11 protein-coding genes are annotated in these 13,866 nt (G+C 55.4%); 6 read left to right on the top strand and 5 right to left on the bottom strand.

The window, feature by feature from the left end:
* Positions 1-12: 12 nt before the first annotated feature.
* The 4 genes from ACFOLF_RS32975 to ACFOLF_RS32960 are packed head-to-tail and all read right to left on the bottom strand — an operon-like array spanning position 13 to position 7,636.
* Positions 13-1,794 carry an acyl-CoA dehydrogenase family protein gene (locus ACFOLF_RS32975; protein WP_210043967.1) on the bottom strand — a complete coding sequence of 594 codons (1,782 nt, stop codon included), beginning with the start codon at positions 1,792-1,794 and terminating at the stop codon, positions 13-15.
* 24 nt (positions 1,795-1,818) lie between these two features.
* Entirely contained in the window at positions 1,819-3,003 is a 1,185-nt protein-coding gene (locus tag ACFOLF_RS32970) for an acetyl-CoA C-acyltransferase (RefSeq protein ID WP_210043968.1), read from the bottom strand.
* A 29-nt stretch (positions 3,004-3,032) separates the two neighbouring features.
* Positions 3,033-5,429, bottom strand: coding sequence for a 3-hydroxyacyl-CoA dehydrogenase/enoyl-CoA hydratase family protein (locus ACFOLF_RS32965; RefSeq protein ID WP_210043969.1), 2,397 nt, complete (start codon positions 5,427-5,429; stop codon positions 3,033-3,035).
* A 29-nt stretch (positions 5,430-5,458) separates the two neighbouring features.
* Positions 5,459-7,636 carry a heterodisulfide reductase-related iron-sulfur binding cluster gene (locus ACFOLF_RS32960; protein ID WP_210043970.1) on the bottom strand — a complete coding sequence of 726 codons (2,178 nt, stop codon included), beginning with the start codon at positions 7,634-7,636 and terminating at the stop codon, positions 5,459-5,461.
* Between the two features lie 169 nt (positions 7,637-7,805).
* Here ACFOLF_RS32960 and ACFOLF_RS32955 point away from each other — a divergent pair, with 169 nt between their 5' ends.
* From ACFOLF_RS32955 to ACFOLF_RS32935, 5 genes are all read left to right on the top strand, one after another.
* Positions 7,806-8,390, top strand: a complete 585-nt coding sequence (locus ACFOLF_RS32955; protein ID WP_210043971.1) for a TetR/AcrR family transcriptional regulator — start codon at positions 7,806-7,808, stop codon at positions 8,388-8,390.
* Positions 8,391-8,431: 41 nt separating this feature from the next.
* Complete coding sequence (locus tag ACFOLF_RS32950) at positions 8,432-9,202, top strand: electron transfer flavoprotein subunit beta/FixA family protein (RefSeq protein ID WP_210043972.1); 771 nt, start codon at positions 8,432-8,434, stop codon at positions 9,200-9,202.
* Positions 9,199-10,179 carry an electron transfer flavoprotein subunit alpha/FixB family protein gene (locus tag ACFOLF_RS32945; protein WP_210043973.1) on the top strand — a complete coding sequence of 327 codons (981 nt, stop codon included), beginning with the start codon at positions 9,199-9,201 and terminating at the stop codon, positions 10,177-10,179. The genes ACFOLF_RS32950 and ACFOLF_RS32945 overlap by 4 nt, the downstream gene beginning before the upstream one ends.
* A 4-nt stretch (positions 10,180-10,183) precedes the next feature.
* Positions 10,184-11,038: an SDR family oxidoreductase gene (locus ACFOLF_RS32940; protein WP_210043974.1), complete on the top strand. Its 855-nt coding sequence runs from the start codon at positions 10,184-10,186 to the stop codon at positions 11,036-11,038.
* 164 nt (positions 11,039-11,202) lie between these two features.
* A complete protein-coding gene (locus tag ACFOLF_RS32935; protein WP_210043975.1) occupies positions 11,203-11,670 on the top strand; it encodes a hypothetical protein in 468 nt (155 codons plus the stop codon).
* A gap of 100 nt (positions 11,671-11,770) precedes the next feature.
* Here ACFOLF_RS32935 and ACFOLF_RS32930 read toward each other — a convergent pair whose 3' ends face one another.
* A complete protein-coding gene (locus ACFOLF_RS32930; protein WP_379112616.1) occupies positions 11,771-13,201 on the bottom strand; it encodes an MFS transporter in 1,431 nt (476 codons plus the stop codon).
* A 215-nt stretch (positions 13,202-13,416) separates the two neighbouring features.
* On the opposite strand from ACFOLF_RS32930, the gene ACFOLF_RS32925 reads away from it, so the two are divergent.
* Complete coding sequence (locus ACFOLF_RS32925) at positions 13,417-13,782, top strand: ArsR/SmtB family transcription factor (protein ID WP_210043976.1); 366 nt, start codon at positions 13,417-13,419, stop codon at positions 13,780-13,782.
* Positions 13,783-13,866 lie beyond the last annotated feature (84 nt).

Genomic DNA, 13,866 nt, shown 5'->3' with positions numbered 1-13,866 from the left:
ATGGAATTCGGGTTAATGCACGTAGCTTTCTGACTGAATGACCAGGGCTGCGATCTGACGTTTCTCCTGAATGGTGTTCAGGGATGTGCGGCGCGTCAGCTTCTTGAGAACCGAGAGCTGGGTGCGGAGCATATCTCCCGCCTCAATGGCGGATAAGGTTTCCTTGGCATAACCTTCAATTGCCTGGAAGGCCTCGTGAATAAAGATCCGGGTCATCCGGATTGCCGCGGCCGACTTCTCTTCGCCTCTCCTGGCGATTCTCTGCTGCGTCCGAAGAAGCGCGCTTTCCATGGCATAAAGCTGAATCATCATATCCGCCAGATGGCTGAGCACCTCCTGCTCCTCCTCGAGCTTCGTCTGGAACTTCTGAACGGCCGCTCCGCCTGTCATCAGAAAAATTTTCTTGGCCATGGAGACCAGATGGACTTCCTCCCCCAGGAGACTATCGAACGTTTGTCCCGGCACCAGCTGCAGCAGCTCCGCTTGAAGCGCCTGCGCCTTCTGGAGCAGTGGAAGCTCGCCCTTCATCGCCCGCTTGATCAGCGTCCCCGGAATCAGCAGACGGTTGATTTCATTCGTGCCCTCAAAAATGCGGTTAATGCGAGAATCGCGGTAGATGCGCTCTATGGCATATTCCTGAATGAAGCCGTAGCCGCCATGAATTTGTACGCCTTCATCCGCGATTTGATCCAATGTTTCGGAACCGAACACCTTATTGATCGAATACTCCAGCGCATACTCGGCAATGGCTTTGGCGGACTGGACACCGGCCTCCGGGCTGTCGTGATCGATTTGACTGAGTCCGGCATCCATCAAGCCTGCAGTCCGGTAAACCATGCTTTCCAGCACATAGGTTCGGATATTCATCTCGGCCAGCTTCTTGCCGATCAGCGGGAAGGAGGAAATCGGTTTGCCGAACTGCGTGCGCTGATTGGCATATTGGGCGCTGATCTCAATCGCCTGCTTGCATGCGCCGAGGCATCCGGCAGCCAGCTTGAAGCGCCCGATATTCAGAATATTGAAGGCGATCAAATGGCCTTTGCCAACCTCCCACAGCAGGTTTTGGACCGGCACATGCACATCCTCCAGAATAAGCGGACGCGTTGACGAGCCCTTGATGCCCATCTTCTTCTCTTCGGGACCGAAGCTGACACCCTCCATGGTGCGCTCCACGATAAAGGTGCTGAAATCCTTGCCGTTTACCTTCGCATAGACGATGAAAATATCCGCAAAGCCGGCGTTTGTAATGAACTGCTTCGTGCCGTTCAGCACGTAATGAGTGCCGTCCCCGGACAAACGCGCCGTTGTTTTGGCGCCAAGCGCATCCGATCCCGAGGAGGGCTCTGTCAGGCAGTAAGCGGCGATTCGCGTGCCCGCCGCCAGATCCGGCAAATATTTCTTCTTCTGCTCTGCCGTACCGAAGTAGACGATCGGCAATGTTCCGATTCCCACATGGGCGCCGATCGTGAGCGCGAATGATGACGCTTTGGACAAGCGCTCGCTGATCAGCGTGGAGCTGACCTTATCCAGGCCCAGCCCCTCATAGGCTTCCGGCACATCCGCGCCCAGCAGGCCGAGCTCGCCGGCTTTTCGCATCAGCTTTACGGTCAGCTCGTAATCCAGCTTTTCGATTTGACCGTCGACCGGAATGATCTCCCCCTCCACAAAATCGGACGTCGTCTGCGCGATCATGCGCTGTTCCTCCGTCAGTTCATCCGGGGTAACGATCAGGTTGTAATCCAGATCGTCAATGACGAAGCTTCCGCCTATTACTTTCTTGCCTGTTTGTTCCATCCTTTTCACGTCTCCCTTCTATGGTTATTCGGGATACACTTCAAATACGCCCGCCGCGCCCATTCCCCCGCCAATGCACATGGAGACCACGCCAAATCCGCCTCCGCGGCGGCGCAGCTCATAAATAAGGCTTGCAGCAAGCTTCGTGCCTGTGCATCCCAGCGGATGGCCTAGCGCGATGGCTCCCCCGTTCACGTTGACCAGCTTCTCGTCAAGCTCAAGCTCTCTGATTATATGCAGGCACTGCGATGCGAACGCTTCATTGATTTCAAATAAACCGATGTCCGCTGTGCGCAGTCCTGCCCGCCGGAGCGCTTTCGGAATGGCCTCCACCGGTCCAACTCCCATGATTTCAGGGTCTACGCCCGCCAGAGCAAAGGACTTGAAGGCAGCCAGCGGCTTCAGACCAAGCTCCTCGGCCTTCTCCCTGCTCATCACCAATACGGCTGCCGCTCCGTCGCTCATCTGGGAGGCGTTGCCTGCCGTAACCGTGCCGCTCTCCTTGAAGGCAGGCTTCAGCCTTGCCAATCCTTCAGGCGTTGTATCTGCACGGACGCCTTCATCCTTCTCCAGAACAAGCGGTCTCACCCACGGTTTCCCGTCCTCGCCGAAGCCCTTCAGAGATGTGGACACCGGAATAATCTCATCCCGGAAAATGTCCAACCTCAGAGCCGCCGCCGCTTTCCGATGGCTTTCCGCCGCAAAACGATCCTGATCCGCTCTGGAAATACCGAACCGCTCGGCAACATTTTCCGCCGTGTGGCCCATTGCGATGTATACCTCCGGCATCTCATCCACGATAGCCGGATGGGGAGATGGCTTGAAGCCCGTCATGGGCACATGGCTCATGCTTTCCACACCTCCGGCGATGACAATATCGGCGCCTCCCGTCATGATCCGTTCTGCTGCGAATGCGATGGACTGAAGGCCGGAGGAGCAGAACCGGTTAATGGTCAGAGCCGGTACGGTTGAAGGAAATCCGGCATACAGCGACATGATGCGGGCAAAATTCAGGCCCTGCTCCCCTTCGGGCATCGCACAGCCGATCATAATATCCTCCACGTCCTCCTTATTCACGCCCGGAGCGCGGTCGATGACGGCCTGAAGCACAATTTTCCCCAGGTCTTCCGCTCTCGTATGAATGAAGCTTCCTTTCTTCGCCTTCCCTACCGGGGTTCGTACAGCGGATACGATAACAGCCTCTCTCATTTATGAACTCACCTTCCTTCTTAAGTGGATTAATTGCGGAGAGCCTTGCCCTTCGCAAGCATATGCTGCATCCGGTGCTGCGTCTTCGGTTCCCCGCACAGGCTGAGGAAGGCTTCACGCTCCAGGTCCAGCAGGTACTGCTCGGTTACCATTGTTCCGGCGGGAACGCTGCCGCCGCTGATGACATGGGCCAGCTTCCCCGCAATGAGCAGATCGTGGTCGCTGATAGTTCCGCTCTGCTTCATGGCAATCGCACCCAGCTTCAGCACGGCTTTCCCGTCTTCGCCGATGACTCTGATCTTCTCCGGCCGGGCTGCCCGATAGCCGGACTGCGCCAGCCGCACCGCAGACTGCTTCGCTTCATGAATCAGATAATCCTGATTGGCGACAATCCGGTCGCTTGGGCGCAAATACCCCAGCCTCTTCGCGTCATGGGCACTGGTAGAGACCTTCGCCATACCGATGTTCATATACATCTCATTGACGTAAGGCTGCAGATCGATCTCCGGCTGCGGATGAGCCTGGCTGATGCGCAGAGCCATTTCCTTGCAGCCGCCTCCGGCGGGTATGAGTCCGACTCCGACCTCGACCAGCCCGTAATACGTTTCCGCATTCGCGCATACTTCGTCCGCCGGCAGACAGACCTCGACGCCTCCCCCGAGTGTCATGCGATGCGGCGCGGCAACAACCGGTTTTTCAAAATGCTTGAGCTTCATCATCGTGTCCTGGAACAACCGGATGATATGATCGACCTCATCCCATTCCTCATCCTGCGCTTCCATCAGAAGCAGCATAATATTGGCTCCGACGCAGAAGTTGCGCCCTTCATTGGCAATAATCAGCGCATCATAATTGCGGCGGACCTCTTCCACGCTTTGCTGGATCATCATCAGAATGTCAGCTCCAATCGCATTGTTCGGCGAATGGAATTCCAGACAAGCCACGCCGCTGCCCACATCGATCAGACTGGCTCCGCTGTTCCCCAGGATCACCCTGTTCTGCTGCTTGAGGCGGGCAAGTGAAATGATTTCCGGAGGCTGCTCTTCCTGGCGGTACCGTCCTTCATGAACATAGAAAGATACTCCCGCTTCCTGCCGATAGAAGGAGCTGTTGCCCGCCGCAATCCAATCCTTCACCCAGGCGGGTACAGCCGTCCCTTCGGCCTCCATACGGGCAGCGGATGGAATGAGGCCGATCTCATCCCACAATTCGAATGGCCCCCGCTCCCAGCTGAAGCCCCATTTCATTGCCTTGTCGACATCGGCAATCGAGCCCGCAATTTCATTGGCCCTTTCGGCGGCATAAACAAGCGTCTGCTTCAGAATCTCCCATGCCAAGCCGGAGTAGCGGTCCTTCCCGCCAAGCAGCGCCTTCGTCTTGCTGCCGGCTCCTTTGGCAGCCCTTGCCGCTTCCAGAGAAGCGGAGGTTATCCTCCTGCTCTTGGCATACGTCATCGTGCCCAGGTCGAGCGACAGGATCTCACTGCCCTGTTCCCCCTTGATTTTCTTGTAAAAGCCCCCTCCCGCCTTCTCGCCGATCCAGCCGCGCTCCACCATATCCTTCAAAACCTGCGGCAGCGCAAAAGCTGTCTTCTCCGCTTGGCTGCCCGTTCTCTCCGCCACATTATTGGCCACATGCACGAAGGTATCCAGCCCAACCAGGTCAAGCGTCCGGAAAGTGGCGCTCTTGGGCCGTCCCATCGCCGGGCCGGTCACGGCATCCACTTCATCGACGGTAAAGCCTTTCTCCTCCATAATCTGCATCGCCGCAAGCAGACCATAGGTTCCAATCCGGTTGGCGATAAAATTAGGCGTATCCTTCGCGATGACGACCCCTTTGCCAAGCGTTCTTTCCCCGCACTCCACAATCCGGCTCACAATATCGGAATCGGTGCTTTCACCCGGAATAACCTCCAGCAGCTTCATGTACCGGGGAGGATTAAAGAAATGAGTGCCGAGAAAATGGCTCTTGAATGCCTCGGAACGGCCTTCCGCCATCGCATGGATGGAGATGCCCGATGTGTTGGAGCTGACGATGATTCCCGGCTTCCACCGGCTTTCAATCTTCCGCAGCAGCTCCTGCTTGATGGCCAGATTCTCCATAACGACTTCAATGACCCAGTCCACTTCCCCGATCCGGTCCAGATGATCGTCGATGTTCCCGGGTGTTATCAGGCTCGCCAATGAATCATCATACAGCGGGGACGGTTTGATCCCCGGGAGCTTCGCCAGCGCGCCTGCCGCCAGCCGGCTGCGGACCTCCGGATGCGCAAGCGTCAAGCCGCGGGCCTCCTCCTCCGGCGTCAATAGGGTCGGAACGATATCAAGCAGCAGGACGGATAGGCCGGCATTGGCCAGATGTGCCGCTATGCTTGCGCCCATAACGCCGGAGCCGATAACGGCGGCTTTGGTGATGTTGGCTGTCATATGTTCTCTGCCTCCTTATAGAGTTTTGGTCACTGATGCAACAAAGTCTGGTTAGTCGCAGGCCCGAAAACGGCCAGCTCCAGAATTTCCGCGATATCCCGCGCCTTTACATGCTCATCCGCCTCCTTCTGCTTGGTGCCGTCCTCCAGCATCGTGAGGCAGAATGGACAGGCGCTGCTGATAAGCGTCGGCCTGGTTACTAGCGCCTGCTCGACCCTGGCCAAATTCACCCGCTTGCCCGCGGTCTCTTCCATCCACATCATGCCCCCGCCCGCTCCGCAGCACATCCCGTTCTCCCGCGAACGCTCCATCTCAATCAGCTCCACGCCGGGAATCGCCCGCAGAATGTTCCGCGGCTGGTCGTAAACATTGTTGTAGCGGCCCAGATAACAGGAATCATGGTAAGTAATCCGTTCATGCACAGCATGCTCCGGCTTCAGGATACCGGCACGAATCAGCTCGTCAAGAAGCTGCGTATGGTGAAGCACCTCTACCCCCTCCATCCCGAATTCGGGATATTCATTCTTGAGCGTATTGAAGGTATGCGGACAGGCGGTGACAATCCGTTTGACGCCGTATTTGCGGAAGGTCTCTATATTCTCGGCGCATAGCTGCTGGAACAGCAGCTCATTGCCCATCCTGCGCGGCGTATCGCCTGAATTCTTCTCCTCATTGCCGAGAATGGCAAAACGGATGCCTGCCTTGTGCATGAGCCGGACCAGCGCGCGCGTGATCTTGCGGGAGCGGTTATCGTAGGAGCCCATGGAACCGACAAAGAAAAGCAGCTCGAAATCCGGAGCATCCTTAACCGTCGGGACGGCTATCCCTGCAAGCTCCTCCACCCATCTGCTCCGCTCGCTGCGGCTGATTCCCCATGGATTCCCCTGCCGCTCGATGTTTTGCATCGCGCGCTGACCTTCCTGGGGGATGCTCCCTTGCATGAGCACAAGATGACGGCGCAGATCGATGATTTTATCCACATGCTCGTTGCCCACCGGGCATTGATCCTCGCAGTTGCGGCAGGTTGTGCAGGCCCATATCTCCTCCTCCGTCATTACGTCGCCAATCAATGCCAGCTCCTCCGGCTTCTTCTCCGAGTGCTGCCAGCTTTCTTTATGCCAGTCCATAGTCGGGGAGATATCCGTTATTTCGGCCGTATCCATCATGAAGCGCGGATGCTCTCCTTCCTGTCCGCCTGCGGCAACGGCATGGGCTCCTCCTCCTGCCGGGAAGGCGAAAGCAGGAACCCAAGGCGATTTGGAGGTGATTGCTGCGCCCTTCTCCGTCAGATGGTCGCGGAGCTTCACGATCAGATGCATCGGGGACAGCGCTTTGCCGGTATTTGAGGCCGGACAGACATTCGTGCAGCGCCCGCATTCCACACAGGCATAGAAATCCAGCATCTGCTTGCGGGTAAAATCTTCGATTTTGCCAACGCCGAACGCTTCTGCCTCCTCATCCTCCAGATCAAGCTTGCGCAGTCTTCCCGGAGGCCGGCTGCGGCCAAGAAACAGATTGAGCGGCGCGGTAATGAGATGAAAGTGCTTGGACTGCGGAATATAGACGAGGAATGTAAGCAGAATGATCAGATGCGCCCACCAGAACAGGAAGAATACAGCCTTGGCCGCCCCCGGCGAAATTCCGGTAACAAGCTGAGCAATCAAGGAGGATGCCGGTGCATATGCGGAAGCCTCATAACCAAGCCAAACGCGGTGAAAGCCAAGACTGAGCAGGACCGACAGCATCAGAAAAAAAATCAGAAACAAAACGATGCTCGGCTTCCAGTCCTTCTTCAGCCGCTTCAGCTTCTCGCCGTATCTTCGATAAGCGGCGTAACCGGTCGCAAGCAGAATAAGCAAAACGGTGATTTCCTGCGAAAGCCCAAAGACGGCGTGACCGGGAATCGGAAGCGGATGCCCCCCGGACAGCCCCGTGTAGATCAGATCAAGCGCCCCGAACTGCAAAATAATAAAGCCGTAAAAAATAATCAGGTGCATGATCCCGCTCCTCCGGTCCTTCAGGAGTACGCGGTGACCCAGAGCCTGGGAAACAAGATCCCCCACCCTGCTTTTCCAGTCAAAAGGACGGTTCTCCGGCTGCCCCAGCCTCACATACAAATAACGGTGATAAACCGCTCTGTAAAAGAAAGAAAGGGCAGCCCCGACAACAATCAAAAATAAAAGATAATGCAGCCACGACCAGAACATGAGCACACGTCCTTTCGCATAATAATGGATGTAAGCGCTTAGAATCGGGCTTCAAAAAAATCTTATGTTCTCAGGCGTTGACAATACGCGAAGGATTTCATAAGATGGAACCAGAAAATGAATGACGATTCATTCAGTTTTGCTTAGATTCTAGCATCGGGGTGAAGGCATGACAAGTAAAAAAATGGATAAATTCGAAAGGATTATCGGCGCCGCCGTCAAGGTGTTCGCCGAGACCGGCTTTCACGGCTCCCAGGTATCGAAGATCGCCCGTGAAGCCGGCGTTGCGGATGGAACCATATATTTATATTTCAAAAGTAAAGAAGATATACTTGTGTCGCTTTTCCGCGAGCGTCTTGGCGAGCTTATCGGCAAGCTCAAGGAAAGCGTTGCGGACTCCGCAACCGCAGCCGATGCGATCCGTAAAATTTGCGAGCTTCATTATACCGAGCTTGAGAAAAATCCGGATCTGGCTTATGTCACCCAGATTGAGCTTCGCCAAAGCTCCCTTGAGCTTCGCAAATCGATCGGCCAGGCGGTCAAACCGTATATTCAATTGATTGAAACCGTTCTGATTCAAGGCATGGAGGAAGGAACCTTCCGCAAGGGGCTGGACGTTAAATTAACCCGTCTGCTCATATTCGGCGCCATGGACGAAGCCGTTACCTCCTGGCTAATTTCCGGCCGGAAGTATTCCCTCAGCGCCCAGGTGGATAAGTCCGTAGAGTTCTTTCTGATGGCGCTGCGCCCTTAAACGATCTGCCCATTTTCGCAAATTGGAGAGGAGCATCCCTAATGAATGTGTATGTGATTCTGAAGCAAACCTTCGATACCGAGGAGACAATCACCATTCAGGACGGCAGGATATCCGAGGATGGGGTGAAATTTGTCATAAACCCCTATGATGAGTATGCAGTTGAGGAAGCCATCCGGATCAAGGAGCAGGAAGGCGGGCTTGTTGTTGCCGTTTCCGTAGGCCCGCAGCGAAGCGCCGAGGCGCTGCGAACCGCTCTGGCCATGGGGGCGGATGAAGCCGTCCTGGTCTGCGATGAGCGCATTCCAGCTGACGAGTATTCAATCTCATCCGTGCTTTCGGCCTATTTTGCCGGTCAATCGTATGACCTTATCCTGGGCGGCAACTTCTCCGTGGACAATGGCGCAGGGCAGGTTGCTATCCGTCTGGCCGGACTGCTTGGCATTCCCCATGCCTCTTCCATCACCAGCCTTGCTCTATCGGACCGGAACGCGAAAGCAGAGCGCGATGCCGAAGGCGATCTTGAGCTTCTCGAGATCTCCCTTCCCGCGCTGTTCACGGCGCAGCAGGGTCTGAATGAACCCCGTTATCCCTCCCTCCCCGGCATTATGAAAGCAAAGAAGAAGCCTTTTCGGCAGCTCACGCTGGATGATCTTGGAATCACCCCTGAGCAGCTGGCGCCGAAAACAATGCGGATCGATCTGAGCCTTCCTCCGGCGCGGGCAGCGGGCCGGATTCTGCAGGGCGAGCTGCCGGAGCAGGCGGCCGAGCTCGTCCGGATGCTTCACAGTGAAGGAGGAATTCATTTATGAGCAGAATATATTTGATTGTTGCGGAGCAACGGGAAGGAAAAATTCGTCAAGTGACGCTGGAGGCGCTTCAAGCCGCTGCAAGCTCAGCCGCAGACGGGGACCGGATGACCGCCGTCCTCATCGGAAGCGGACTTGATTCCATGGCAAATGAGCTGTCCGCCTACCCTTTATCCGAAATTCATCTGATTGAGCATGCAGGTCTGCAGTATTACAACCCTGAGTCTTATACGGCAGCGCTCCTTCCCGTCATAGAAAATATCCGCCCCGACGCGGTGTTCTTGGGTCATACCGCTCTGGGACGCGACCTTGCGCCTGCCTTGGGAGCGAAGCTTCAAGCGGGCCAGCTTTCCGATGTCATTACGCTTACTGGTACCGGCGAGGATACAGTTTTCACCAGAGCGATCTTTGCCGGCAAAGCATTCGAGAAGAAACGGTTTAACGGTTACCCCTGGGTCGTCACGGTCCGCCCGAACAATTTCCCTGCACTGCCTCCCTCCTCATCCCCGCAACCGGCCCAGATAGTCAAGGCCGATTATGCACCCTCCTCATCACTGCGAACGATCGTACAGGATGTTGTCAGACAAACCGGCGGCAAAATCGATCTGACCGAGGCGAAAATCGTCGTGTCCGGCGGACGCGGCGTCAAAAGCCGCGATGGCTTCAAGCCGCTTGAAGAGCTGGCGAGCGTCCTGAACGGCGCGGTCGGCGCATCGCGCGGAGCCTGCGATGCCGGTTACTGCGATTACGCGCTGCAAATCGGCCAGACCGGCAAGGTGGTCACGCCCGAAATCTATATTGCATGCGGCATCAGCGGGGCGATCCAGCATCTGGCCGGGATGAGCCAATCGCGGGTCATTGTTGCGATCAACAAGGACCCGGAAGCCCCAATCTTTAAAGTGGCGGATTACGGGATTGTGGGTGATTTGTTCGAGGTTGTACCGCTATTGACCGAGGAATTCCGGAAAGTTTTGGGCTGACGGAATGGGACCATTCGATAAAGACCTTCTGGACGGCAGGGTCGTACTGATCACCGGCGGCGCTACCGGCCTGGGCCGCGCGATGGGCGAGAAGTTCCTGTCACTCGGGGCCAAGCTTGCGATAGCCGGCCGCCGCGAAGAGGTTTTGCAGACGGCTGCGGCAGACATGACCGCAATGGGCGGCGAGGTTTTTCATAAAAGCTGCGATGTGCGGGACCCGGCTCAAATCCATGAGCTCGTCGATGCGGTGGAGCAGCGGTTCGGCCGTATCGACGTGCTTGTCAATAATGCGGCGGGAAATTTCATTAGCCCGACAGAGCGTCTGTCCCCGCGCGCAGTGGACGCTGTCTTGAATATTGTGCTGCACGGCACCTTCTATATGACGCTGGAAGTCGGAAAACGCTGGATTGAACAGGGGATCGGCGGCACGATGCTGAATATTGTGACCACATATGCTTCCACAGGCTCGGGGTATGTCGTTCCGTCTGCAGCAGCCAAAGCCGGCGTACTGGCCCTCACCCGCTCCCTTGCAGTGGAATGGGCCCGCTACGGCATCCGCCAGGTTGCTATTGCTCCGGGACCCTTTCCCACGGAAGGCGCCTGGTCGAGGCTTTCCCCCACGCCAGAGCTCGCGGAAAAGCTGATTGACCGCGTTCCCTTGAAGCGGGCCGGAGAGCCGGATGAGCTCGCGAATCTTGCGGCGTACCTGATCTCTGAATATGCCGGATACATTAATGGCGAGGTAATCACGATTGACGGCGGTGAATGGCTGCAGGGAGCCGGTGAATTCAATGGGCTAAGCGGTGTTACGAAGGAGCAGTGGGACAGCTTGGCTGAGCTCACCAAACGCGGGAGATAACCTTTTTCCGTTACGGCAGCGGAACTCTGAACATTTTCCCGTGTTTAATGACAAAAAAAGTTATAATCATTATCCAGAATACAGCAAACTTTTCAGGCATAGTTATATAGAATGAACAGCGGATCAAAAAATATACGCAGCCGAAGGAGTTTGTTGTCCACACGATGATGAAAAATGAAATGATGGAGCACGCAGCGCTGAATGTGACCGTTTCTTATCTGGTTAAGGCGAAAAGCAAAGTACATGCCCTCGACATGGCCCGTTTTCAACTCAATGAAGAGACGATCAGTCTGGATCGGATCCAGCTGGTAAACGATCAGGGAATGAAAAGATTGCTCAAGGTCGAGCATGTGGAATTCATTCATTGGATGGCTGCCGAGTCCTCCGAATTCTGCGATCAATTCAAGGTCATCGGACATTTCCGCCTTGCACTGCGCCTCAGTCATGCTGAGGAGCCGTATGAAGAAAACATCCACAAGCATCACTATCGTCTCCCCAGATCCGCTATTCAGGATAAGACCGTATGGGTGATTCCGACGCTGCATCAGCCCGCATTCACGCAAGTAATCAGCCAGACGCTGGAATGGAAAACGAAAGCCAGGGAAACAACAGCCTTAATAACAGCTGTGTAAAATAGTTCCGTGTCCGCAAAAAATCCCCGCCGGCAGAAACAGAAACCGGCGGGGATTTTTGTTTTTCAGACCTGACAATCGTCCAGGGCGGGTTGATCCTTCACGCTGCAGCTGCTTTTCTTTGCCGCCTGCCTCCGCGCTGTCTCAGGTACAGGAACGAAGACAGAACACCGAGAACCGACACGAGCGACATTCCCCAAAAGATATCGGTATAGGCCTGCGAGAGCGGCAGCGAGCCCATCCACACGAGGGCGGTCCCGATTATGGCTGTTGTCAACGCCCCGCTGAAGAACTGGGCCAACTGGAATAATCCCATGCCTGCTCCGACTTCCCCTCCCGTCAGCAGCACGGACATCTCGTTGGAAACTCCTGCGGTCAGGGCTGACACGGCGAGACTGAGCGGAATATAGATGATCAGAATAGCTATATAAGCATGAACGGCCAGTGTAGCCAGCAAAATGGCGGAGGCCGTCAGCAGCCACGGTCCGAACCGCAGCATGACACCATTGCCCTGGCGGTCGATTATCCGGCCGATGCTTCTGGCAGCCAGCATCGAGAGGATGGCCCCGGGAAATATAATCAGTCCGGATTGCAGGGAAGACAGGCCAAACAGATGCACCAGAATTTGCGGCATCAGAAACAGCACCGCGAAATTGTTCATATAGGAAGCCATGCCAAGCGCCGCGAGGCTCAGATATGGACGGTTGCCGAATAAGGATGGAGCGACGAACGGGTTGCTGGCGCTCCGGATGCGCAGAATGAACAATCCTACTGCAACAAGGCCGATAACAAGCATTTCCCATCTTTGCGTCGTCAAAAACAACAGCAGGCCCGTTGTTCCAATACCCGTCAGCAGAGCGCCCCACGCATCGAATGTGCCGCTCCCCGCCTTTTCCCGCGGCAGCAGAATCAGGTACAGCGGAATTAGGGGCAGCACGAGCGCTGTGACTGCAAACAAGTCATTCCAGCCCCAGAATTGCATAATTGCGCCGCCCAGCACCGGACCAAGACCAAAGCCGAGCGAGCTTGAGGAGATGACGAACGAAATCGCTTTTCCCCTTCGCTGCTCCGGAACGTTGCGGGTTATCAGAATAATGGACATACTGAGAATGGAGCCCGCGCCGGAGGCTTGCAGCAATCTGGCAAGCAGCAGCACGGGAAAGCTGCTGCTGAACAAACCAATCAGCGACGCCAGGCCCAATAACAATAAACCGATGGTAAAGAGCGTCCGTAATGGAACAAAATCCGAAAGCCGGCTGTAGGTGATGGACGATATGGCAAATACAATTGAGTACCCCGTTACAATCCATGAGGCCACGGTTGCCGTAAGCTCGAATTGCATTGTAATGGAAGGCAGCGCCAGATTGAACATCATCGTATTCATAATAACAATCATGACCGTCAATGCCAGCAGCGGCACCGTCCATTTTTCATTAAAAATCCGCTTGCCCATCTGTGCCTGGGCCTCTTCAGCCGGCATTGTGCGAGACGCGATCGTCTCCGCTTCTGCCGATGCATTTGTCTGTGACATGTCAAACCCACCTCCAGATTGGTTCTCTTCTCCAATTCGCTCAGCCGCCCTCTAGGCGGGCAGTCTGATTTCATAAAGGTCATGATCCTTTATGTAAAGTTCGATAATTAACGAACAATAGAAATATAGCATGGAATATGGTATCATTCAAGTATTGATTTATCCAAACGCTTGATCATGATTAATCCTCTTCTATACGAAAGGTGGCCGCAGCCATGAAATATTTATTCCATCCTGTGCCCGAAGATATACAGCTGTCGTCGGTCCTTAATGCCTTAAGCGATCCGATCCGGCTGAACCTTGCGAAGGAATTGAGCATTTACGGGGAAATGGCCTGTGGCGGCCTGTCTGCTCCGGTTGTCAAATCGACGTTGTCGCATCATGTGCGTACCCTTCGGGAAGCGGGAGTGGTCCGGGTCCGCAGCCAGGGGACGCAGCGCCTGGTGACGCTTCGGGACGTTGAACTCGAGCAGCGGTTTCCCGGCGTCCTCTCCGCAATTCTCCGCTCTACCGAATTCTCCCGGAATTTGAGTGCCGATCCCGAACCGGTAGATGTCGACGCGCATCCCCGGCAGCATTAATCAAGGACTGCCCCTGCACCAAGATGGATTCCATTATGGATGCGCTTCGGCCGGAAAGCTTTTTTTTGCCTTTGCTAACCATTC

The organism is Paenibacillus sepulcri (genome assembly GCF_042647105.1).
Classification (GTDB): domain Bacteria; phylum Bacillota; class Bacilli; order Paenibacillales; family Paenibacillaceae; genus Paenibacillus_Z; species Paenibacillus_Z sepulcri.
This window is presented reverse-complemented; position numbering and strand designations above follow the sequence as displayed.